Consider the following 22151-nt stretch of genomic DNA (forward strand, 5'->3'; position numbering starts at 1 on the left):
GATTACGGGATCAGACCGGGGCGAAGCAGCAAATCCCAACAGGGGTTCAAAGCGACGACGGCGCGATCCTGCAGTGCTTCGGCATATATTTTCTGTAAGGCAAGACGATTGGTCGTCGTCGGACATTTCGGACGCAATATGCCGTCGGTTGCTTCTACGGTAGCCTTCGTTTCCTTGGATAACGCCGGGACGGTGCGGAAGGGATCGGCGCCGATCTGGATATGCCGTGTCGCATCGCGATCCAATATCCATGCAAACGGATTGACGAAGTCGAGCGACATGACGCTTTGCAGGCGAACGTTGTTCCGGGTCTCGAAGGATTTCAGATCCTTCACCATCCGGTTTGCAGAAACGAGCCAATAGACCTGGAAATCGATTTCCGAATAAAGCTGCCAGCTAGGTAGTTGGCCTTGAGCTGCCAGCGCGTCATAGGCTGCATTGTTTTCCGGGTAGTGGGTTTCGAAAAGCTCTGCCCGTTGCAGGAAATCGGGCCGGGTCAACACCTGCCCGAGGTTCTTCAATTCCGGGAAGGACGGTTGCACATAAGTCGGGGCTACGGCAACGGCGCGCAGGGTACGGTGCGCAACCTTGGTAAATGTCGGGAGGACACAGAAGGCAGCGAGCACGACGAAGGCGATTTTGAGCTTCTCGGTGCCGGCTTTTATCCGCTGAAAAATCATAAGCAGGATGGGCCAAAGGAATATGAATTCCTGGCTTCCGGTGTTCTGTGTCTCAAGGATGATGCCACCCAGAAGCCCAACGGCGAGCCAGACCGAACTCCGGTCGAAAAAGCGATTGTGTTTGCCGGAATGGAACTGTTCATTCCAGAAAAGAATGAGAACAAGGATCGCCGCTGGCAGAATGACGTCCAGCTTCAACGATATGACGGTCAGGAAACGCGGGAGCAGGGCTTCTTCGTTCAGGGCGATCAATGAGGCGATATCGTGAACATATCCGCCGATAATCCCGTTGTACAATTCAAGGACGAGCAGAAATGCAACGGTAACGGCGGCGGCCAGCAGAATGTTGCGTATAGAGATTCTTCCAGCGAGAAGTGCCACAAGCCCGAACAGTCCACCTGCAAGAAAGCCCGTGACCTTCATCAAGAACAAGGCGAGCATCACTGCCGCACAAAACAGCGCGAGCTTTGCGCCGTTTCGCATAAACAGCAATCCGCACATCAGCACGTAGAGCAAAAGCGATGTATGGCGGTTATAAATGCCAAACCCATCCAGTCCGGGATAGGGATAAAAGCTTTGTGTATTGGCCGGAAAGATTGCGAAAACTAGAAATGGAACAAGGATCAGAAATCCGGTTATTCGATTATGGGGGGGAAGCTCTGTCAGTACCCATGCCATCAGAGGGGCTGCAACGACCAATATTGACCATTGAACGAGCAAAAGCGGTTGTGCCTGTGGGAGCAGGGAGTGTCCCCATGCAAAAAGATAGTAGCCAAGCGGTCCGACAGGCGTGGAAAAGTCTACACCGGGAATCTGGTCCATTCTTATGCGCTGGGCTGCGTCGAAGTAGATGTAGCTGTCCCAGTACATTGGCCCAATGGGGGCATTGAGCCTGAATGACAGAAGCGCGATCAGCAGAACGAGAACAAAACCTAGCCAGAGCATAGGCGCGCATAGCAGCGTCGGTCTGGCCGATTTGAAGGTCGTGCTGAAGAACATGGAACCCCGCTCCCTCGTGCATCACGCGCAGAAATTACCTGCAAACCCTTAAAACTACTGAAATAGCCACAGGGTCACCTGATTGGGCACAAATTTCCGATATGTGTGAAGAGTTTTCCAGAAAAGAGAGCGCCCACTGCACTGGGAGGAGGAATGTGCAGTGGGCGGATCTATAAAGCGCGATTGGGAGGAGGAGTATCGCGCTTTGGGTTCGGTTTTTGGGAGGAGGAGTAAAACCGAACAAGCCCAAGATAGGAATAAGGGCCGCTGCTTACAAGGGGCAACGCTGCAATGCAGATATGCATTTTTGGGTAGCTAAAAAAGAAACCGCCCCGCAGCGGTCTAGCGCGCTGGGGCGGTACTCCCTCCTCCAAGTGAGAGGAACAATAACCGTGCTCATGGAGAAAGCAACCCCTTAATAGAACTCTATAATTTTCAGAAAATACTGAAATTTGTGTAGGGTTATTGGTGATAGTCATTCAGGTTCCACCCGGTACAAGAGCATTTTAATTGCACTGCAGGACTGAACTATACCCGATCTTTAATAGTGTTTAGTCGAACGGTTGCAGACGCGGAAAAGTTCGTTGAGATAGGTTTCTCAACCATTGGCTGATATTGTTCACCAGATTTTCAAGTGTGCGTGCAGATTGTCTATTTATTTTCGTCAAAGCTGTGGGTAAGTTCCTCTATCTTCTTCGATTGGGGGCTTTCGGGGGAGATATGCCGCCTCAGCGCGTTCATTCGCTGCGAGGCGGTTTTCATTTGGATCTGTTGAAAGTGCATATCAGCAATGCAAGCTTGTTGATTGAGTAGGCCGGCCGGACGGGTTATTAAAAAAAACGTCCGGTTCACTCCTCCTCCCAAGAACCGGACCCAAAGCGCGATACTCCTCCTCCCAATCGCGCTTACAGATTAAGCCCACAACGTTCTCCTCCTCCCGAGCGTTGTGGGCTTTTCTATATTCTACTCACGTAATTTTTCAGGCTGGAACGTATTGTTAGTTCCAGAATCGGAGCTAACGTTCCATTTTCCCTGTGCGTGCACTCCTGAGAGCTCGCCCGCCTCGCGCCCCTAAGCCCCCCGCCCAAACGCGAGGCGGTTCCTTTGAGCGGAACCTTCCAGAAGATTTATATTTCAGTGTTTCCGTCAGGGATTACTCCCACTGAATAAAGCTGTGTTCGAAGAGGAATGAAAGCGATCAGAAAGATCGCTGTTGCTTCGTTGGGTTATACTCATTTGCTGCGTCGGCTAGATTGGCTGATAGGGCGTGTGAAGATTCTTCATGGCGCAGATTGTTCATGGAATTCTTGACGCAGTGTCGACAATACCAGAAACTGATTTAGTTGATCTGCAATCTCGGAAAAATTAGAAGAAATATACCTTAAAAAGAATCGGATAAGGTTCGGCAGCTTTCTAATTGCTACAAGTTATTCTGATTTTTGGCCAAATAAAAATATATTATAAAATTATAATACATTACGTAGCGTCATATTTGATTGGAAATTAAGTTTATATTTTCTGCGCTGTCTTCTGTGGATGGGTGAAGAAACGATGATTATCGATCCTGATATCCGTTTACAATCAAGAATAGGCTGAGTCGTTTCCAGGCTGGAGGCGCTTTCGGCTGTTCAGGTGGGCACAATGTTGCGTTCTGTGTCTGGAGGCTAATGCCTCGTCGATAGTTATGCTTTGATCGTCAAAAGAGACCGGCCGCTCCAGCAATGGGGGCGTTCTGGCTTCAGAAATTAACCATCTGTTAACCATTGCGCATATAGACCGGATAAACCGTTTTTTAACCAAGATGAATCAAGTGCTAACACAGTCTCGTCCAATCCGTTTGAAAGGGAGATCCTTTCTTGCGCTGGTACTCTCGCCTGAACTGCCGCTCGATGGCTGGCTCGACAAGCTGGACGATCTTGCAGCCCGTTCCGTGGGTTTCTTTCTGAACCGCCCGATCGTTCTCGATCTGGAGAACGTTTCGATCGAGCGTCCGCAATTGGTTCAATTGCTTGAGGATTTGGTTAAACGTGGTGTCTGGATCACGGGCTTTGAAAATGCGCGGCCCTCTCTGCTGGGGCCAGGCATGCCGCCAGCGATGCGTGGCGGACAACCTGCCGCAGATTTCGACCCGGAGATCACAGAACCGAAGTCGCAGGAGCGCACTCCGGTGGCACCCGCATCGGTACAACTCGTCAAGGCCGTTCCGTCCATGGTGGTTACCGAGCCGGTACGGTCTGGTCAGTCGGTCTACTTTCCGGACGGCGATGTAACGATTGTTGGTTCTGTAGCGTCCGGTGCGGAAGTGGTGGCTGGTGGCTCGATCCACGTTTATGGCGCGCTGCGCGGTCGTGCGATGGCTGGGACAGCCGGAAATGCCGATGCGCGCATTTTCTGTCGCAAGATGGAGGCAGAACTCGTTGCCATCGACGGTCTTTACAAGACGGCCGAAGACATGGAGAGCCGATTGCGCGGACAGGCAGTCCAGCTCTGGCTCGACGGCGATTACATGATGGCCGAAACGCTAAACTAGCATGTTTCCCAAACGGCCGAGCAGCCTTGGGAAAATGCTGGTCCAGACAAATTGTCAGGGCACTTTTGAGTGCTGAAAAAGAAAAGCAGAGCATTTCATATCCCGGGTAACGAATGCTCTGGAGGCGCGCGGGAGATACAGGAGACAAATATGGCAAAAGTGATTGTTGTAACTTCCGGTAAGGGTGGCGTTGGCAAAACGACATCAACCGCTGCAATCGGCGCTGCGCTGGCGCAACGCGGCGAGAAGACAGTCGTTATCGACTTCGATGTTGGTCTGCGTAACCTTGACCTGGTCATGGGAGCAGAACGTCGCGTCGTATTCGATCTGGTCAATGTCATTCAGGGTGATGCAAAGCTTCCGCAGGCTTTGATCCGCGACAAGCGCCTTGAGACACTGTATCTGCTGCCTGCCTCCCAGACGCGCGATAAGGATAACCTGACCACTGATGGCGTCGACCGCGTCATGGAAGATCTCAAGAAAGAGTTCGACTGGATCATTTGCGATAGCCCCGCCGGGATCGAACGCGGTGCCACACTCGCCATGCGTCATGCGGATATGGCTGTGGTTGTCACGAATCCTGAAGTGTCGTCTGTGCGCGATTCCGACCGTATCATCGGTCTGCTGGATGCCAAGACACTCAAGGCCGAACGTGGCGAGCGTGTGGAAAAGCATCTCTTGCTGACCCGTTATGACCCGGTACGCGCCGAGCGCGGCGACATGCTGAAGGTTGATGACGTTCTCGAAATTCTGTCCATTCCGCTTCTGGGTATTATTCCGGAAAGCCAGGACGTTCTGCGGGCATCCAATATTGGTTCCCCCGTAACGCTCGCCGATCAGCGCAGTGCGCCTGCATTGGCTTATCTCGACGCAGCCCGCCGCCTCGCCGGCGAAGAAGTGCCGATGACTGTTCCATCCGAAAAGCGCGGCCTTCTGGGTAAACTTTTCGGAAGGAGAGCGGCATGAGCCTGTTTCGTTTCTTCAGCAAACCTGCTTCCGCGCCGCAAGCGCGAGAACGGTTGCAGGTTCTGCTCGCCCATGAAAGGGCGTCACACGAACATTCCGATCTTGTTGCGGTATTGCGGGAGGAAATTCTCGCCGTTATCGCCAAGCATATCCAGATTGATCGCGACAAGGTCAGCGTGAAAATGGATCGAGGTGACCAGATGTCGACGCTCGAAGTCGATATCGAGCTTCCGTTGAAAACAAAAGCGAAGGTGCGGGCAGCCTGATTAAAGCACAATCCGACCGGAGTGAAACGAAGGTCGATAAGATTATGCTTACAATAGAAAAGGTTAGAGCGCCGATCTGATTTAATCGGATCGAAATGCATTCTAACACCAGTCTTGCGGATAGCCAGAAAGATGGAGGGAAAACCATGAACCGCGGTGCACTTCTCACCAGATTGAAGGAGCTTCAGGAGCTTCCAAAGTTTCAGAAGCGGGATATCTGTACCATAAGCGCTTTCCTGCAGCTTGAGGCACTGGCTGAACATGTCAGAGTCTGCGAAGAGGCAGCGGGCGTTGCACAAACGGGGCAGGATCATTGATCCTGCCTTTTCCTTGTAGGATTGAGCTTTCCTGAACACTCATAGCGTGTGTTCTCGGCAGATCAAGATTGTTGCGTGTTTACGGCACGGCAAAAAACATCTGCAAATAGCAGCCGAGAAAGGCAAGGGCGATCAGCGCCACGATGAGGAACAGGAGCTTCATGCATCATGCATCGCTTAATCGCTGTTCACGTTCAAGAAAACAGATGGTGATTGACGGCAATGGTACAGAAAATATTGCTTCATCCCATTGTTTCCATGTGTTTTTCGAATTGGCGGCTTTCCTCATTTGTTTGAGATAGGCGCAAGCTCCTGTCGTGCCGTCGTCAAAACCGTCTGTGTGAGGCTTGCGAGCCTGTCGGCCGCAAGGCGGTTGACCTGCCAGAACAGGGGAATATCCAGCGGCGTATCCGGGATGAGTTCCACCAGTTTGCCCGACTGCAAATGGTCACCGACCAACTGCACCGGATTCATCCCCCATCCCATGCCTGACAGGCTTGCCTCGACAAAAGCCTGTGTCGAGGGAAGCCAATGTGTCGGGCATGCTATATCGGTTCGGAGGGCAGTGCGCACCCACTGATCCTGCAATCTGTCCTTTTGGTTGAACGTCAGTGCCGGCGCTTTGGCAATAGCATCGTGGGTTATTCCGTCTGGAAAGTGGCGAGCGATGAATTCCGGTGATGCCGTGGCGCGATATTGAAGGATACCAAGCGGGGTTAGACGACAGCCTTGAACTGGTTTTGATAAAGAAGTCACGGCGGCTACGACACGCCCGCGCTGCAGCCATTCGGCAGTGTGATCCTGATCGTCGACCGCAATGTTGAAAAGATATTCCGCTGTCGTGCTGAAATGCGAGATTGCTTTCAGAAACCACGTGCCCAGACTATCAGCGTTGGTCGCTATATGAAGCGTTACGCGCTGTGCAGTATTTTCGCTTCCGGACAGTCCAGGCAACTCTGCCAGAAGTTCGCGTTCGAGCATGCCTACCTGCTCGATATGCCGGCACAACCAGTCTCCTTTTTCGGTCGCCGTGCAAGGAGAGCCTCGCTCAATGAGTACTGCGCCAAGCCGCTCTTCGAGATGTTTGACACGTTGCGAGATTGCTGACGGAGTGACGTTCAACGCTCGTGCGGCTTTCTCAAAACTGCCCGTCTGCACCACCATCGCCACTGCTCTCAAGGCGGAATAGTCGATCATTAGAATTCCTAAACTGGAGTTATTAAGTTTAATTATTCTAATCCTTTAGCATTTGGTATCCAAGTGCCAACTTACTCCCAGATGGCGACCATTTATGAACACTTCAATCTACGTAACCGGCTTTACCATGGGCCTCACCCTCATTGTCGCGATTGGTGCACAAAACGCTTTCGTTCTGCGGCAGGGTTTACGCGATGAGCATGTGTTCGCCGTCAGCCTGGCTTGTGCCGTATCGGATGCCATCCTGATCCTGATAGGTGTGACAAGCTTCCAGAAGATCGCTGCCATCATGCCTGCGCTTGATCCCATCATGCGATATGGCGGTGCAGCTTTTCTGATCTGGTATGGTGCGCGAAGCCTTTACTCCGCTTTCACCTCGTCAGCGGTTCTGGCCACTGCGAACGGGGCGTCCGTGAGCCTTACCAAGACGCTTGCAACCTGTCTGGCACTGACATGGCTCAATCCGCATGTCTATCTGGATACTGTCGTGCTGCTCGGAACGATTTCTACGCAGTTTCCCGGTTTGGAAACGTCGTTCGCGGCGGGGGCTATCACCGCATCCTTCGTGTTTTTCTTTTCGCTTGGCTTCGGTGCCCGCTGGCTGCGCCCGATCTTTGCCCGCCCGTCGTCATGGCGCATTCTTGAAGGCGTCATTGCCGTTACGATGTGGTCTATCGCGCTGAAGCTCGTGACCGGCGTGTAACGATCTCAGGCTATCCAAACTAAAAAGCCGGATGCGTTTACTGCATCCGGCTTTTTAGTTTTTGGAAGAACACACCTAGAGGCCCATAGCCTTCAATTCCTGAAGCGGAGGGATCGTTTCGTACATAACAGGATCGAGGCGGTCCCATATGATTCCGCAGGTTGGCTTGTGCGGGTCCTTCACCTCTATTGTGCGGGTGGGTGTGAAAATCACGTCCGCGACGGTGTCATAGACATCCGGCGTGAGCTTTTCGCTCAGAACCTGACAGTCGTGTACGACAGCGGCAGCAGGCGTCGCTGCAGTGATGCGGCCCAGACGGTAAAGCATACCCCATTCGGCATCGAAGAAGCCATGCCCTTTGCCGAAGCGTACGCCCTCGAGATTGATCGCGCCGGTGCCGGTGACCATGTAATCGACGACTGGCATAGCCGAGATATCTTTCAGCGTGACCGGCTGTCCCACACGCTCCATGCCGTCGAGCGTCGAGGCGTAAAGATAATAATCCGGCGAAATCAGCTTCGGATCGAGAACCCAGAAGCCGCGCTTGATGGAATATGTGGTTATCAGAACGGTCTTGCCGTCTTTCAAAGCCTGAAGACGCAGGCGGTCGAGACAATTATCGGGCGTAATGAAGATGAAATCTGCATTCTGATAATAATGATGGCTTGTCAGCCGGGCTACCGCATCCTCTCCACCTTCAAAATCTGCGATGAACTCGCCGAAGTCGAAATGGAAACGGCTATCCGGGACAGCAACCTTGCGCAACTCGCTCCACACACGTTCGCGAACGGAAGCTTTGTGATCGGTGATTTCCATGGGGACTCCTTGCATTTTAGTCTGCCGGGCTCATGCCGCGGCGTGCGAGCACCTGGCGCTCGCAGAGGGCTACGATTTGATAGAAAATGACGGACAGCATCACGGACACCACGGCAACGGCCCAGATCATGCCGTAGTCGAGATAGCCGCGTGACTGGTTGAGAAGGTTTCCGAGCCCCGTACCCGTTGCCAGCCATTCTGCAATCATGACGCCAAGCAAAGCGCGCGGTACGGCAAGGCGAATGGCAGCGAAGAGATAGGGCAGGGAGGCGGGCACGGATACCAGATGGATTTGTGTCCAGATGCTGGCGCCATAGGCGCGGGGCACATCCAGTGCGGCACGAGGAACCAGTGCCATACCCTGAGCCATAGTCACGAAGGCAGGGAAGAATGTGACTGAGACCGTAATCCAGAGGATGACGGACGGGCCGCGTCCCAATAACAGAACGAGTAGGGGTGTCAGGGCAACGAGTGGCATTGTCTGCGTGACAAGGGCGACAGGCATGAAGCCGCGCACGATGGCAGGCTTGGCGACTGAGGCGATGGCGAGCGCAAAGGCGAAAAGGATGCCTGCTGCCATGCCAAGAAAAGTAAGCGGTAAAGTTTGCGAAAGCGCTGTCAGCAATTTTGCCTGTGCGGGAGCTGCAGACGGAGCGAGGAAAAGATAGTCGAACAGTCCGGCTGGTGTCTTGGCAATCATGGCCGGTGTTCCCATGAAAACGAGCAGCAGCCACCATAAGACGAACGGAAGCGCGATCGAACAAATGACGAGAATAAAGTTTAGGCCGCGAGAGTCGCGCGGGGCAGTGTTTGGAGCGTTGGCTGGGACGGTGATGGCCTTGGTGCTGCCAGTCAGCATTTTTGCAAGAATGGAAAAGAGCGCATAGGCCAATCCTGCGAGCAAGGTAGCGCACAGACCGATACCCCAGAGCCGGGTCGGTTCTGCTCGCCCGAGAGAACCGATCAGATAGGCGCCGAGACCGAAACGCCCACCGCCACCAAACTCAGCCAGAATGGAGCCTAGAACCGCATTGGGAGCGGCAATACGCAGACCGGCAAGGATTGACGGCAGAGCGGATCGCAATTGGGCCAGACGCAGCACTTTCCATCGGTTGCCACCATAGGCACGAACAATATCCACCATACGGCGGTCCGTCTGGCTGATGCCAGTCATGGTGGCGGCCATGGTGATGAAATAACAACCAAGTGCCGCCAGCGTGATACGCGGCGTCATTCCTGAAAAAGTCAGAACCAGAATAGGCGAGATGGCAATTGGAGGCAGTGCAAAAATCGCGATGTTGACGCCCCGACCCAGTTTCGCGGCAGCTGGAAAGAGGGCGAACAGAATGCCTGCAGCTACGGCAACAAGGTTTCCGATGACAAAGCCAGCACCAGCGCCCTGAAGTGTCGCTAGTATATGAGCTGGATAATCGGCACGGTCGATCCACAGACGGGCCAGGACCGCCGAAGGTGCTGGCAAGGCGCCGCCTGCAATCAGGGAAAAGCGGCCACAAATCTCCCAGACTGCAAGAAGAATAACCCAGTTGCGCAAGGTGGAGAGATGGGTTGATGGCTTCATGTCAGCCATGCAAAGCCTCCGCGACAGCGTCCTCCAGCGCATGGAATTGCGACGTGCTGAATATTTCGGGGCTGCGTGGGCGTTCCAGCGGAATATTGATGATCTTCGCGATGCGTCCGGGGCGACTGTGCATCACCACGATCCGGTCGGCGAGGAAAACCGCTTCGTCTATGCCATGGGTGACAAGTAGGGTGGTGGCCTTGCTTTCAAGCCATATGCGTTGAAGCTCAATGTTCATCTGGCGGCGCAATATCTGGTCGAGTGCGCCGAAAGGCTCGTCGAGAAACAGAACGCGCGGATCGGTGACCAGAGAGCGGGCAATTGCCACACGCTGGCGCATGCCGCCGGAAAGCTCACCCGGAAGTGCTTTTTCGAAGCCTTTGAGGCCAACAAGGGCGATCAATTCGGCAATCCGGTCGGTCTTTGCTGAACGAGACAGGCCAAGCACATCCAACGGTAAGGCAATATTGTCTTCGACATTGCGCCAAGGCATGAGCGCCGCATCCTGAAAAGCCACACCGGTCAGTCCGGCCTTTGCGGCCTCTACAGGGCTTTTGCCCATGACTGAAATCGAGCCGTTATCAGGCTGATCGAGACCGAGTGCCAACCGCAACATGGTCGACTTGCCACAACCGGACGGTCCGATGAGTGCAGTGAACGAGCCGGTGGGGCATTCGAGCGAGACATCGGATAGCGCAACTACATTCGTGCCGCGCCCCGAAAAGGAGCGCGTCACATTTTCAAGTTTGATACCGGACATATCAGGCATCAAATCTCTTCAAGAAGCGTTGTGTCGAAATGATCGCGCTTGGCGGCGATGCCAATCGTACCGAGCGCCTTGATCGTGTTCTCGATGGCTTCTTCGCTCATGGAGAATACACCATTCGGTGTCTCGATCAGCGGCTTCTGCGCCGTGTTGAAATAGACTTCGTTTTCGATCGAGCGGCCGGTGCCCTTGAACCAGCTGTCGGCAAATTTTGGTGGGTAGGCTGCTGGGTCCTTGAGGTTTTCATCCCAGCCCTTGCGGCTTGCGCGAAGGAAAGCAACGAGATCCTTGCGCTTTGTCTTGAGTGTTTCTTCCGTAACGACAACCGTATCGTTGAAGATCGTAAAGCCAAAATCATAGAGCAGGAAGGAAACTGCCTCTTCGCCAGCCTGCTTGATGGTGAAAGGAACATTGGTCGTAAAATCGAGTGAAGCGTCGATTTCACCCTTGATGAGCGGCGTCGGATCATAGGCGTAAGGAACGATGTTGACTTGAGAAGGCTCTATGCCCGAAATCTTCAGCATGGCTTCAACCGAGATGACGTTGACCGGCGGCACAGCCAGCGTTTTGCCGATCAGGTCCTTTGGCTCCCTGATCGGGTTCTTGGCCAGCGAAATAATACCGATTGGGTTCTTCTGATACTGGGCGCCGATGATTTTGAAAGGCGCACCCTGTTCGACGATGGCCTTGATCGTCGTGTCGGGGGTGGTGAGGGTCAGATCGGCCTTGCCCGCAATGATCGTGCTTTCCGGAATGACGTCGGGACCACCGGAGATATAGTTCAGGTCGAGGCCTTCTTCGCGATAGAAGCCCTTGTCGACTGCAATGAAATAGCCGCTGAATTCCGCATCATTGATCCAGGAAGCCTGAAAGTTGAATGGTGTATCCGCAGAGGCAAAACGGCTCATGGCTGGCAGAGCGGCTGCGGCGCCCATCAGTCCGAGAAAACGACGGCGATCCAGGGCAATATTCATTGAATTTTCCTTTTGGTGCTGAACTGTCAGGCAATGCCGCGCATGCGCGCAAGCTCACGCAGCGGGGGGATGGACTGGATTTCTTCGGCTGAAACGTCGTTCCAGCGAATACCACGCGGCCTGCGACGGTTGCGCGTTATCTCGATCAGGCGGCTGGGCGTGGCAATGAAGTCGAGAGCAATATCGTTCTCCGATACGTTGAGGCGCTCTTCCACGATCTGTACGTCATGCACGGCTGCCACAATCAGAGACTGCTCGTCGGCAAGTCCCAGATCGGTGAACATGCCCCATTCCAGATCGAAGAACGCATGGCCTTTGCCAAAACGGACTCCATCGATGGAAACAGCGGATGCGCCAGTCGCAATGACATCAAAACGACCGATATGGGTCAGGTCTTCTAGACTGACCGATCGACCGAAATGTTCCATTCCGTCAAGCCAGGCTGCGGCTTTCTCCAACCCCGGGGGAACGGATCCCGGTTCGAGCAGGAGAAAGCCGCGCTGCATGCCGTAGGTCGGCATGATGAATGGTGTACCCGACATGATCAGGCGACGGCGCAACTCGATCATGGAATTATCTGGCGTCACAAAAACCAATTTGGCTTTCGCAATCCCTTCAATCGCCAGCAAGCGATCCGTAGCTGCCTCTACTCCTTCAAAGTCCGGTATGAATTCCGAGAATTTGAAGTGGAAGCGTGCATCAGGGCGCGCGACGTCTTTCAGCCGATCCCAGATGCGCTGCCGTGTATTGCGGGAATACGCCATGGAGAATCCATGAATTTCAATGTTTCACTATCAATGAAACAAATGTTTCAGTATTGCAAGAGGCGATGATAAGCTTTTTTAGTGCACAGAGAGATTCGGAATAAACGCACATGGCTTCACGTCTGGTACTGCGCATACAGGAGCGCTACGCAAAGCTCACGGCAGGCGAGCAGAAAATCGCGCAGCTCGTTCTCGAGCGCGAGGACGACATTCTGATTCATTCCGCTACCGAAATCGCGGAGATGGCCGGCGTATCCAAGGCTACCACAGCTCGCTTCTTTCAGCATCTGGGCTATGCCGATTTCAATGAAGTGAAACTTCAGGCGCGTGAAGAGCGCAATCGCACTGAACCTTTTGAATATTCGAGTACGGTTGACGAAGAGGTGCCGCTGGTGCGTACCATCAGCGCACATCTCGATCTGGAGATCGCCAATATAACCCGAACATTCGAGGCGCTTCGCTCCGACAAGATGCGCGAAGCTGCCGAACTTATTGCAGAAGCGCCGCGTGTCTGGGTGATCGGGCTTGGTGACGAGGAAGGGTTTGCGCGCTACGCGCGGCTTCTGTTTTCAAGGCTGCGCCACAGCGTGATGCTCCTGGGCATCAACCAGGGGTCATGGGCTGAGGACCTGGCCATGACTGGTCCGAAGGATGTGTTGCTGCTGATCACATTGCCGCCGCATCGGGCATTGCTGAAACAAATTCTGGGCTACGCCGCAACGAGCCGGTTGAATATCGTGACTATTACAGATCGTGGATCAGTTTTTGAGGCACAGCGTTACGCGCGTGTTGTTCTCCCATGTCATGTAGACAGTATCGCATTGGGCGCATCTTATACCGCCGTCAGCAGCGCCATCCGGCTTTTGGCGCTGACCTATGCTTCATATGCGGGGAAATCGGCGCAACAGCGGCTGGAAATCGTCGCCGGTATTCACGACGAACTTGACGATATGGACTGAAACTCAGCCGTTCAGTTGTTTCTGACATGTTCCGGGCGGAAGCCGACACCGATCAACCTGCCCGCAAGATGTGCAAGAATGGGCCAGCGTGCGAGGTGACGCATAAAGGTGGGTGGCCCATCGCGTCTGGTATTGTTTGTTTCACGCTTGCGACGATCACTGCGCATCATCAGTTGCAGTTTCTGCGTTGCCTTTGTGGGAAAGCGACGTCGGGCTTCGACTGCTTGGAGATACGGTTCCAAAGTTTGGTTATCCTTAAGCGGTGCGGCCAGAATATTGGCTGCTGCAACGGCATCCTGAATGGCGAGATTGACCCCAAAGCCACCAATTGGCGACATGGCATGGGCGGCATCGCCGATACACAGAAGCCCCGGTTTCCACCACGTTTTAAGTCGGTCGATGCGTACGCTCAAGAGATGAATGTCATCCCATGTGCCTATTTCGTTCATTCGGTCAGGAGGCAATGGAGAGACTTCTGCAACTGCCTTGCGGAATGCATCGAGTCCTCCCTGCCTGACTTCGGCAAAGGTCTGTTTGCGGAGTACATAACCGCATTGCCAGTAGTCACCGCGATCAATCATGACGAAACCTTGTCGAGGGCCGCCATGGCCCATCGTATAGGGTGGGTCATTGGGAGCGTGCGACAGCTTCATCCAGAGAATTTCGCTTGGCGAGCCAAAACTTTCGACCTCCAGACCGGCTTTTGCGCGCACCACGGAGTTTCTTCCGTCCGCACCCACAACAAGTTTGGCATTGATATTTATGGTTTCAACTGGTGTTGTCGCGACGAGGCCGGTAACACTTCCGTCCCTCTCGGTCAGATTGATCACACTTGCAGGCATAAGGAGCCTGAAGTTTGAATATTTCGCAGTTTCGCGTGCAATGTAATCCAGAAATTCCCATTGCGGCATGAAAGCGATGAAACGACACTGAGCGGGAATTCTCGAAAAATCGGCTATCGTGATGTCCTTGCCGCCGATTTCCGCATGTAGCCGATGCGCCTTGGTATGGGGCAAGTCAAGAAGACCGTCCAGCAAGCCGAGTTCATGCATGACTTGAAGCGTGGACGGGTGAATTGTGTCCCCGCGAAAATCACGCAGAAAATCTGGATGCTTTTCGAGAACGGTCACGTTCACACCAGCGCGTGCAAGCAAAAGTCCCAGCATCATTCCTGCTGGCCCACCACCCGCTATCGCGCAATCGGTTTCGATATAGCTTATTGGCTGCGTCATGACTGTTCCACTCGACCGCGCTTGTTTTGCACAAGACATAAAAAGACCGGCGCTCTCAATAGGTCAAGCGCCGGCTGGAAGTCTACGCGACCAGTAGAGGTCAAAACATGAATTAAATTATCAAGTTTAATTTGTCAAGCCGGTGAGCCCTGTCGTTGGGTCAGTGATTGGAGCTGATTTGACGGAAAGTACTCGAAACCTCTGACTCGTCGGTATATCAGGCATTGAGAATTGAAACCTATCCAAGCGCGGGTGGATTTCTTTTGCCAAGCTGCCGCTCGCGGAAGACCGAGAACAATCCGGCGCTGACGACGATGACCGCACCGGCAATGATGTTCCATGTCAATTGCTCGTGGAACACTGTGACTGCGATACACGCGCCGATAACGAGCTGCAGATAGGTAAGCGGTTGTACTTCTCCTGCCTCCAGAATGTTGTAGGCACGGATGAGGAAATAATGGCTTGCTATACCGCAGGCACAAAGGGCTGCCATCCAAAACCAGTCGCTTCTGGCAATAGGCATGAGATAGAAACTGCCGACAAATGTGAGGGCAACAGCACCTGCTATGCCAGTGTAGAAGAAGCTGGTCATGGCATCGTCGCTCTTGCTGACGGCGCGTGTCGCAACCGCGTAAACGGCGAACATGACCATCGCCGCCACGGGTAGAAGCAGGCTTGCGTCGAATGTCGCGTTCACTGGATTGATAATCAGCAGAACACCGATCAACCCGACAATAATTGCAGTCCAACGTCTCCAGCCAACCTTTTCGCCAAGGAAGGGCACCGAGAGCATGGTCACCAATAGCGGCGCGCCCTGAAAAATCGATTGTGCCGTTGCCATGCCCGCGCGACTGAGGGCGAATATGAATGTAACGATTTCAGCAGCAAGCAGGATGCCGCGAAAAACCTGCAAAAAGGGACGTTTCGTTGCTGCGGCCTTGGCAATGCCTCCGGAGCGGATTGCAAGCAGGAGAACGAAGGCAGCAAAGACCCAATAGCGGATCATCGTTATGAGGATCGGCGAATAATGGGTGCCAAGATACTTCGAGATACCATCCTGCGTTGCAAAAATGGTAACCGCGAGAAGTGTGAAGAGATAGCCCTGGCCTTTGCGTGTCATGGCGCACTCATATCGACACAGCTTTGGTGCTGCCACCCATAAAATCCGAAATGCCCACATTGTATGAGCATTCCATCGTTATCGACGGAAGATTTTCAGTCGATGTACTTTGATGGATTGACACCTCCAAGTTCTCGGTTATTCTTTTATAAAAGCCTATATAACATAATTGTGGAACAAATCAAAAATGGGGGTTCTGCCTTGCGGATCAAATTAGCACTCCTTCTGGCTTCTGCCATGATCTTCAGTCCCGGCGTTTCGCTGGCTCAGGACAAGGGTGGTGTCATCAATGTCGCGACCATTGGCGAGCCGCCGACGCTCGACCCGATGGTATCCACTGCCGATCTTGTGGGTATCGTCACGCAGCATATCTTCGAAACGCTCTATACCTTCGACAAGGAATGGAAGCCGACGCCATTGCTGGCAGAAAGCCTGCCTGAAATCAGCGCGGATGGAAAAACCTATACGATCAAGCTGCGTTCCGGCATCAAGTTCCATGACGGTAGCGACATGACGTCGGAAGACGTGGTTGCGTCGCTGGAGCGCTGGACGAAGCTGGCTTCGCGCGGAAAGCAGGCGTCAGCCTTCATCGAAAACATTGCCGCTACCGATCCGGCTACGGTGACCATAACGCTCAAACAGCCTTATGCGCCATTGACCTCTTTGCTTGCCTTCAACAATTCTGCGGCGATCATCATACCGTCAGAAAAGCAGGCTGAGCCGATGAATGAATTTATCGGTACCGGTCCCTATATGCTCAAGGAACGAAAGGCAGACCAGTATATTCAGCTCGTGCGTTTCGATGGTTACAAGTCGCGCGACGGTGAGAGTGATGGTTACGGTGGCGCACGCCATCAATATCTAGACGAAATCCGTTTCGTGTCAGTCCCGGATGCTAACACCCGTGTCGAGGCAGCGGTTTCCGGACAGTATGATTATGTCGATTCCATTCCGGTTGAATCATTTGACAAGATCAAATCTTCCACAGCTTCCCAGCCATTGCTTCTCAAGCCCTTCGGCTATCCTGTCTTTGTTTTTAACACCAAAGAAGGTGTGGCGTCGAAACTGCCGGTCCGAAAGGCCGTGACACATGCGTTGAGCATGGAAGACATGCTTGCAGCGGCACTTGGCAGCACGGAATTCTATGCATTGGACGGCGCTTTCTATCCGTCCAATTTTGTCTGGAATACAGAAGCTGGCGTCGAAGGGAACTACAATGTGGCCCAGCCGGAAGCTGCGGCGGAAGAATTGAAGGCGACCGGCTACAACGGCGAGCCGCTGCGTATTCTGACCAGCCGCCAGTACGAGTTCCATTACAAGATGGCACAGGTGGCTGCCGAATATCTGAAACTTGCCGGTTTTACAGTGGATTTGCAGGTTGTCGATTGGGCGACACTGACACAGCGCCGCGCAGATCCCAAGCTCTGGGATATCTACATAACGCACAGCCCCTTCCTGCCCGAGCCTGCTTTGATGGGCTCTCTGTCGACCAGCTCGCCGGGTTGGTGGGACACGCCAGCGCGTAAAACCGTAGTCGATGCTTTCACGTCCGAATCCAATCCGGAAAAGCGCGTTGCGCTGTGGGCGGACGTTCAGAAGACCATCTATGACGAACTGCCCCTGATCAAGATCGGCGACTTCAATGCCGTTGCAGCGATGTCCACCAAGCTGGAGGGCGTCGAGCCAGCGCCGTGGCCTTACTTCTGGAATGCTTCGTTGAAGAAGTAACTTCCAGCAAGGCGAATGCCGTCCGTCTGGTCGGCATTTGCTGAATTGTTCAATCTGGAGAATCTGATCGCATGGTGCGCTACATCCTTCAGCGGTTTGTCGGCATGGCTGTCGTCATGTTTCTGGTCGTAACGATCGTATTTGTGATCGTTCGTGTGACGCCCGGCGATCCTGCCGCCGTCATGCTTGGGCCGGACGCATCGGCGCAGGACATTGCCGATCTGCGCGCTCGGCTCGGACTCGATCAGTCGCTGGTCATCCAATACTTCTACTACATCGGTCAGCTACTGAAGGGCGATCTCGGTCAGTCGATCTTCCTCAACATGCCGGTTGGTGCAGCATTGCTCGACCGGGCTGAGCCGACCTTCTTTCTGACCGTTCTTTCGCTTCTGATTGCCTGCATCATTGCGCTACCGGTTGGAGTTTATGCAGCTTATCGGCGTGGTTCTTTTGTCGATCAGGCGGCGACAACGGTCGCTATGCTTGCAGCGAGCATACCGAGCTTCTGGCTCGGTCTCATCCTCATGCAGTTTTTTGCCGTCCGGCTGAACCTGTTTCCGGTATCCGGCTATGGCGGGCCGGGTTCGAGCTTCATCGATCGAATGTACCATCTGATCCTGCCAGCCATCGCGCTGGGGCTGGTTTCCTCCGCTCTGATCCTGCGTTTCACGCGCGCCTCAATGCTTGATGTTCTTGGTGACGATTACATCCGCACGGCGCGCGCAAAGGGGTTGATCGAGCGGCGCGTGATCATGAAGCACGCATTGAAGAATGCGCTTATCCCTATCCTCACAGTCGTCGGTCTCACTGCTGCTGTTCTGATCTCCGGCGCTGTGGTGACGGAGACTGTGTTCGGCCTGCCGGGGGTTGGCAATCTTGTCGTGTCTGCGGTCCTCCGACGGGATTATCCGGTAATTCAGGGCGCGCTGCTCGTCATCGCGGGGCTCTATGTCCTGATCAATTTCATCATCGACATGCTCTATCTGTTCGTAGATCCGAGGGTTCGTTACTGATGGCCGATCTTGTTACGACCACGCAAAAAGCCCCTTCGGAACGCGCTTTGTTCATCCGTCGGCTGTTCAAACGCAAGACGGTGGCGGCAGGCATCATTGTGCTTGCCGTCTTCGCTATCCTCGCGCTGCTGGCACCCTGGATCGCGCCTTATTCACCGTCGAAGCTTTCTATCGTCAACCGGCTCAAGCCACCAAGCGAGATGTTCTGGTTCGGTACGGATGAGTTCGGGCGCGATGTCTTTTCACGCACGATCTATGCCGGGAGGCTGTCACTTATGGTGGGCGCGGCGGTCGTTGTCCTGTCGGCGATCATAGGGGTTACGCTCGGATTGCTCGCAGGCTTCTTTCATCGTCTGGATACACCGATCGCTCGCCTGATCGATGCGATGATGGCATTCCCCGACATTCTGCTGGCCATTGCGCTGGTCGCGGCGCTCGGCCCGTCGCTGGCGACGGTCATCGTTGCGCTGTCTGTTGTTTATGCACCGAGGCTGGCGCGCATTGTGCGCGCCTCAACGCTGGTCATCCGTGAGCTGCCCTATGTCGAAGCGGCCCAATCGCTTGGAATTTCGACATTCCACATCATGACGCGGCACGTGCTGAGAAATCTAATCTCACCGATCATCGTGCAGTGCACTTTCCTTTTTGCGAGCGCAATGCTCGCCGAAGCGGGGCTCTCCTTCCTCGGTCTCGGCGTTAGCCCCGAGATTCCAACCTGGGGAACCATGATTGCGGCAGGACGCCAATATATCGGTCAGGCCGACTGGATGACCTATTTCCCCGGCTTCGCCATCATTCTTTCCGTCCTCTCGCTCCAGATGGTGGGGGATGGACTACGCGACATGCTCGATCCAAGACTGCGAAGGGATTTGTAATATGATTTCCGGTGAACAGGCGAAGCCGCTTCTTATCACCAATGTCAAACCGGTAGCCTTCGGGGTGGAACACTCCGACGCGACGACCGATATTCTGGTCGGAAAAGACGGTAGTATCAGCGCCATCGGCAAGTCGTTGAACGCACCAGCCGATGTGGAGCGTGTCGATGGCAAAGGAGCCTGGATTTCGCCGGGTTGGGTCGACCTGCATGTCCATATCTGGCATGGCGGTACGGATATTTCGATACGCCCTTCAGAGTGCGGCGCTGAACGAGGAGTGACGACGCTCGTCGATGCCGGTTCGGCAGGAGAGGCCAATTTCCATGGCTTCCGGGAGTATATCATCGAGCCGTCCAAGGAACGGATCAAAGCCTTCCTCAACCTCGGCTCAATCGGCCTTGTTGCCTGCAACCGGGTTCCGGAACTGCGAGACATCAAGGACATTGATCTCGACCGTATTCTCGAATGCTACGCAGCCAACAGCGAGCATATTGTTGGGATCAAGGTTAGGGCCAGTCACGTCATAACCGGGTCATGGGGCGTTACACCGGTCAAGCTTGGCAAGAAGATCGCCAAGATACTCAAAGTGCCCATGATGGTGCATGTGGGCGAACCGCCGGCGCTCTATGACGAAGTTCTGGAAATCCTTGGGCCAGGCGATGTGGTCACGCATTGCTTCAACGGCAAATCCGGCTCCAGCATCATGGAAGACGAAGATCTCTTCAATCTCGCGGAACGCTGCTCAGGCGAGGGCATCCGGCTGGATATCGGCCATGGTGGGGCATCCTTCTCGTTCAAGGTCGCCGAAGCGGCAATTGAACGCGGTCTCCTTCCATTTTCGATCTCGACGGACCTGCATGGCCATTCGATGAACTTCCCTGTTTGGGATCTGGCGACAACCATGTCCAAACTGCTGTCGGTCAACATGCCGTTTGAAAATGTCATCGAAGCCGTCACACATAATCCGGCGTCGGTGATCAAGCTCTCGATGGAAAACCGGCTGTCGGTTGGGCAACGTGCTGATTTCACGATCTTTGATCTGGTTGACGCCGACTTGGAAGCGACGGATTCCAATGGCGATGTGTCTCGCCTGAACAGGCTATTTGAACCCCGCTACGCCGTCATCGGTGCCGAGGCCATTACGGCCAGCCGCTATATACCGCGTGCGCGCAAACTCGTTCGCCATAGCCATGGCTATTCGTGGCGCTGAAACTGTCGGCGCAGCATTGAATTTGCGGGAACGTCCCGTGACGAAATGATGAGGAAAATTCGTGTCTCATTCTCCCCAAACGACCGAAGTACAGCATTCTCCCTACGACCGGCTGGCTTCACTTGGCATAACTTTGCCGCCACCGCCGCCGCCTATCGCGAATTTTGTCACGCATGTTCGGGAAGGCAATATCCTCTATCTTTCCGGGCAAGGGCCGCGGGAAGAGAGCGGATATTTGCGTGCGGGTAAAGTCGGTGGCGACATCGGCGTGGATCAGGCTTATCAGGATGCACGTCTGACGGGTATCAATCTGCTGGCCGTCATGCACGAGGCGCTTGGTGACCTTTCCCGTGTCAAGCGGGTCGTGAAGCTATTGGGTATGGTCAATGCCGTGCCAGATTTCGAACTGCACCCCAATGTCATCAATGGCTGCTCCGATCTTTTCATCGAAGTATTTGGCGCTGCCGGCCAACATGCGCGTTCAGCCGTCGGCTTCGGTTCATTGCCGGGCAATATCACGGTTGAAATCGAAGCGATCGTCGCCCTGAACGACTAGGACAGCGTCAATGATTGCGCCAGCCCATCAGCTTTTCGATCTTCGCTGCCGAAGCACGCACCTGACTGGTGTAGCGGCTTTCGTCGGAAAGCACCTTCTGTTCGGGAAGCACGATGGAAATGGTCGCAACGCATTGTCCATCGCGGTCGCAGATCGGGGAAGCAATACAGGCCACCGCATAGTCGGATTCCGCAATCTGGATCGAGAGCCGCTCATCGAAGGCTTTCGCTGCAGCCTCCGAGAGACTTGTGGCGTCGATTTCGGCCCGACCGGTTGGAGAAGTCCGGGCGCAGCGCTTGAAAAGCTCGATCCGTTCATTCGCAGCCAAATGACCGACCAGAAGGCGTCCGGACGCGGTCCAGTTCAAAGGCACTCTTGTGCCGACACGCGAGGCAACCTGAAACGGGCTTGGTCCGTCCGCCATGGCCAGAACGAGCATATGATCTCCGTCCCGGCCGCAAAGCTGCACCGCTTCGTTTGCTTCGCGGCAGAGATCATGCATCTCGTGCGTAGCGACGCTCATGAAATCAAGCGACCGCGCATAGGCAAGACCGTAGTGGTAGAGCCGCGCGCCGAGCCAGATTGCACCATCCGCGTTGCGGGCGAGCATGTTCTTTTCAACGAGATCGTCGATGGTCACATAGACTGTCGACAAAGGCGCCTTGATCGCTTTTGCAATCGCATAGGGACCAGCTGGAGCGCCGGTTTCATAAAGATAATCAATCACTTGCAGTGCGCGGTCTATGCCGCTCACGCGCGAGCGGCGTGTCGACTTGTTTTCAAGGTCGTCCGCAGGGGACGTTTCGGCGGGGACGGTGGGTGATGATGTGCTCACTCAAGTGCTCCATGTGAAACTCAAGAAGTTATTACATTATTATGGCATATTCGTCTATGCCCGAGG

The 22151-nt window shown here is 54.2% G+C and carries 21 protein-coding genes; 11 read left to right on the forward strand and 10 right to left on the reverse strand.

What is annotated here, in order from left to right:
• Positions 1–2: 2 nt before the first annotated feature.
• Positions 3–1679 (reverse strand): hypothetical protein, encoded by a 1677-nt coding sequence (locus OANT_RS15380; protein ID WP_011982705.1) that lies wholly within the window; start codon positions 1677–1679, stop codon positions 3–5.
• A gap of 1801 nt (positions 1680–3480) precedes the next feature.
• Here OANT_RS15380 and minC point away from each other — a divergent pair.
• The 4 genes from minC (at position 3481) to OANT_RS26920 (ending at position 5758) form a co-directional block, all read left to right on the forward strand.
• Positions 3481–4209: a septum site-determining protein MinC gene (gene minC / locus OANT_RS15390; RefSeq protein WP_010660935.1), complete on the forward strand. Its 729-nt coding sequence runs from the start codon at positions 3481–3483 to the stop codon at positions 4207–4209.
• Between the two features lie 150 nt (positions 4210–4359).
• On the forward strand, positions 4360–5175 hold the full coding sequence (minD, locus tag OANT_RS15395; protein ID WP_010660936.1) for a septum site-determining protein MinD: 816 nt from the start codon (positions 4360–4362) through the stop codon (positions 5173–5175).
• The gene (minE, locus tag OANT_RS15400; RefSeq protein ID WP_006468449.1) at positions 5172–5441 is read left to right on the forward strand and encodes a cell division topological specificity factor MinE; all 270 of its coding nucleotides are present in this window, start codon (positions 5172–5174) and stop codon (positions 5439–5441) included. The genes minD and minE overlap by 4 nt, the downstream gene beginning before the upstream one ends.
• 146 nt (positions 5442–5587) lie before the next feature.
• The gene (locus tag OANT_RS26920) at positions 5588–5758 is read left to right on the forward strand and encodes a hypothetical protein (RefSeq protein WP_010660937.1); all 171 of its coding nucleotides are present in this window, start codon (positions 5588–5590) and stop codon (positions 5756–5758) included.
• 285 nt (positions 5759–6043) lie between these two features.
• On the opposite strand, the gene OANT_RS15405 is transcribed toward OANT_RS26920, so the two are convergent.
• Positions 6044–6955, reverse strand: coding sequence for a LysR family transcriptional regulator ArgP (locus OANT_RS15405; protein WP_011982706.1), 912 nt, complete (start codon positions 6953–6955; stop codon positions 6044–6046).
• A gap of 94 nt (positions 6956–7049) precedes the next feature.
• Here OANT_RS15405 and OANT_RS15410 point away from each other — a divergent pair, with 94 nt between their 5' ends.
• Positions 7050–7658: a LysE/ArgO family amino acid transporter gene (locus OANT_RS15410; protein WP_011982707.1), complete on the forward strand. Its 609-nt coding sequence runs from the start codon at positions 7050–7052 to the stop codon at positions 7656–7658.
• A gap of 75 nt (positions 7659–7733) precedes the next feature.
• Here OANT_RS15410 and OANT_RS15415 read toward each other — a convergent pair whose 3' ends face one another.
• Genes OANT_RS15415 through OANT_RS15435 form a run of 5 tightly spaced genes read right to left on the reverse strand, consistent with a single transcriptional unit; the run spans position 7734 to position 12557 of the window.
• Complete coding sequence (locus OANT_RS15415) at positions 7734–8474, reverse strand: 5-formyltetrahydrofolate cyclo-ligase (protein WP_010660940.1); 741 nt, start codon at positions 8472–8474, stop codon at positions 7734–7736.
• A 16-nt stretch (positions 8475–8490) separates the two neighbouring features.
• Complete coding sequence (locus OANT_RS15420) at positions 8491–10062, reverse strand: ABC transporter permease (protein WP_011982708.1); 1572 nt, start codon at positions 10060–10062, stop codon at positions 8491–8493.
• Positions 10055–10822, reverse strand: coding sequence for an ABC transporter ATP-binding protein (locus tag OANT_RS15425; protein WP_011982709.1), 768 nt, complete (start codon positions 10820–10822; stop codon positions 10055–10057). Before OANT_RS15425 ends, OANT_RS15420 begins: the two co-directional genes overlap by 8 nt.
• Positions 10822–11793, reverse strand: a complete 972-nt coding sequence (locus OANT_RS15430) for an ABC transporter substrate-binding protein (RefSeq protein WP_010660943.1) — start codon at positions 11791–11793, stop codon at positions 10822–10824. The genes OANT_RS15425 and OANT_RS15430 overlap by 1 nt, the downstream gene beginning before the upstream one ends.
• 26 nt (positions 11794–11819) lie before the next feature.
• Entirely contained in the window at positions 11820–12557 is a 738-nt protein-coding gene (locus OANT_RS15435; RefSeq protein ID WP_011982710.1) for a 5-formyltetrahydrofolate cyclo-ligase, read from the reverse strand.
• A gap of 110 nt (positions 12558–12667) precedes the next feature.
• On the opposite strand from OANT_RS15435, the gene OANT_RS15440 reads away from it, so the two are divergent.
• Positions 12668–13516 carry a MurR/RpiR family transcriptional regulator gene (locus OANT_RS15440; RefSeq protein ID WP_011982711.1) on the forward strand — a complete coding sequence of 283 codons (849 nt, stop codon included), beginning with the start codon at positions 12668–12670 and terminating at the stop codon, positions 13514–13516.
• Between the two features lie 11 nt (positions 13517–13527).
• Here the strand turns inward: OANT_RS15440 and OANT_RS15445 are convergent, their stop codons facing one another.
• Together OANT_RS15445 and OANT_RS15450 are read right to left on the reverse strand one after the other, a co-directional pair.
• A complete protein-coding gene (locus OANT_RS15445) occupies positions 13528–14748 on the reverse strand; it encodes an FAD-dependent oxidoreductase (protein WP_040128455.1) in 1221 nt (406 codons plus the stop codon).
• Between the two features lie 238 nt (positions 14749–14986).
• A complete protein-coding gene (locus tag OANT_RS15450) occupies positions 14987–15868 on the reverse strand; it encodes a DMT family transporter (RefSeq protein ID WP_029928014.1) in 882 nt (293 codons plus the stop codon).
• Positions 15869–16069: 201 nt separating this feature from the next.
• On the opposite strand from OANT_RS15450, the gene OANT_RS15455 reads away from it, so the two are divergent.
• From OANT_RS15455 to OANT_RS15475, 5 genes are all read left to right on the forward strand, one after another.
• The gene (locus tag OANT_RS15455; RefSeq protein WP_011982714.1) at positions 16070–17596 is read left to right on the forward strand and encodes an ABC transporter substrate-binding protein; all 1527 of its coding nucleotides are present in this window, start codon (positions 16070–16072) and stop codon (positions 17594–17596) included.
• Between the two features lie 71 nt (positions 17597–17667).
• Entirely contained in the window at positions 17668–18609 is a 942-nt protein-coding gene (locus tag OANT_RS15460) for an ABC transporter permease (RefSeq protein ID WP_010660949.1), read from the forward strand.
• A complete protein-coding gene (locus tag OANT_RS15465; protein ID WP_011982715.1) occupies positions 18609–19484 on the forward strand; it encodes an ABC transporter permease in 876 nt (291 codons plus the stop codon). Before OANT_RS15460 ends, OANT_RS15465 begins: the two co-directional genes overlap by 1 nt.
• 1 nt (position 19485) lies before the next feature.
• On the forward strand, positions 19486–20694 hold the full coding sequence (locus tag OANT_RS15470; RefSeq protein WP_011982716.1) for an amidohydrolase/deacetylase family metallohydrolase: 1209 nt from the start codon (positions 19486–19488) through the stop codon (positions 20692–20694).
• Positions 20695–20755: 61 nt separating this feature from the next.
• Entirely contained in the window at positions 20756–21250 is a 495-nt protein-coding gene (locus tag OANT_RS15475; protein ID WP_011982717.1) for a RidA family protein, read from the forward strand.
• Between the two features lie 7 nt (positions 21251–21257).
• Here the strand turns inward: OANT_RS15475 and OANT_RS15480 are convergent, their stop codons facing one another.
• Positions 21258–22085 carry an IclR family transcriptional regulator gene (locus tag OANT_RS15480; RefSeq protein ID WP_011982718.1) on the reverse strand — a complete coding sequence of 276 codons (828 nt, stop codon included), beginning with the start codon at positions 22083–22085 and terminating at the stop codon, positions 21258–21260.
• Positions 22086–22151 lie beyond the last annotated feature (66 nt).

The sequence above is a fragment of the Brucella anthropi ATCC 49188 genome (genome assembly GCF_000017405.1).
GTDB lineage: Bacteria > Pseudomonadota > Alphaproteobacteria > Rhizobiales > Rhizobiaceae > Brucella > Brucella anthropi.

Bases quoted from the DNA above. Each gene is read 5' to 3' on its own strand.
- OANT_RS15420 (WP_011982708.1), bottom strand. From the start codon at position 10,062: ATGGCTGACATGAAGCCATCAACCCATCTCTCCACCTTGCGCAACTGG.
- OANT_RS26920 (WP_010660937.1), top strand. From the start codon at position 5,588: ATGAACCGCGGTGCACTTCTCACCAGATTGAAGGAGCTTCAGGAGCTT.
- minC (WP_010660935.1), top strand. From the start codon at position 3,481: ATGAATCAAGTGCTAACACAGTCTCGTCCAATCCGTTTGAAAGGGAGA.
- OANT_RS15415 (WP_010660940.1), bottom strand. From the start codon at position 8,474: ATGGAAATCACCGATCACAAAGCTTCCGTTCGCGAACGTGTGTGGAGC.
- OANT_RS15380 (WP_011982705.1), bottom strand. From the start codon at position 1,679: ATGTTCTTCAGCACGACCTTCAAATCGGCCAGACCGACGCTGCTATGC.
- OANT_RS15430 (WP_010660943.1), bottom strand. From the start codon at position 11,793: ATGAATATTGCCCTGGATCGCCGTCGTTTTCTCGGACTGATGGGCGCC.
- OANT_RS15470 (WP_011982716.1), top strand. From the start codon at position 19,486: ATGATTTCCGGTGAACAGGCGAAGCCGCTTCTTATCACCAATGTCAAA.
- minE (WP_006468449.1), top strand. From the start codon at position 5,172: ATGAGCCTGTTTCGTTTCTTCAGCAAACCTGCTTCCGCGCCGCAAGCG.
- OANT_RS15465 (WP_011982715.1), top strand. From the start codon at position 18,609: ATGGCCGATCTTGTTACGACCACGCAAAAAGCCCCTTCGGAACGCGCT.
- OANT_RS15450 (WP_029928014.1), bottom strand. From the start codon at position 15,868: ATGACACGCAAAGGCCAGGGCTATCTCTTCACACTTCTCGCGGTTACC.
- OANT_RS15445 (WP_040128455.1), bottom strand. From the start codon at position 14,748: ATGACGCAGCCAATAAGCTATATCGAAACCGATTGCGCGATAGCGGGT.
- OANT_RS15440 (WP_011982711.1), top strand. From the start codon at position 12,668: ATGGCTTCACGTCTGGTACTGCGCATACAGGAGCGCTACGCAAAGCTC.
- OANT_RS15405 (WP_011982706.1), bottom strand. From the start codon at position 6,955: ATGATCGACTATTCCGCCTTGAGAGCAGTGGCGATGGTGGTGCAGACG.
- OANT_RS15435 (WP_011982710.1), bottom strand. From the start codon at position 12,557: ATGGCGTATTCCCGCAATACACGGCAGCGCATCTGGGATCGGCTGAAA.
- OANT_RS15410 (WP_011982707.1), top strand. From the start codon at position 7,050: ATGAACACTTCAATCTACGTAACCGGCTTTACCATGGGCCTCACCCTC.
- OANT_RS15460 (WP_010660949.1), top strand. From the start codon at position 17,668: ATGGTGCGCTACATCCTTCAGCGGTTTGTCGGCATGGCTGTCGTCATG.
- OANT_RS15425 (WP_011982709.1), bottom strand. From the start codon at position 10,822: ATGCCTGATATGTCCGGTATCAAACTTGAAAATGTGACGCGCTCCTTT.
- minD (WP_010660936.1), top strand. From the start codon at position 4,360: ATGGCAAAAGTGATTGTTGTAACTTCCGGTAAGGGTGGCGTTGGCAAA.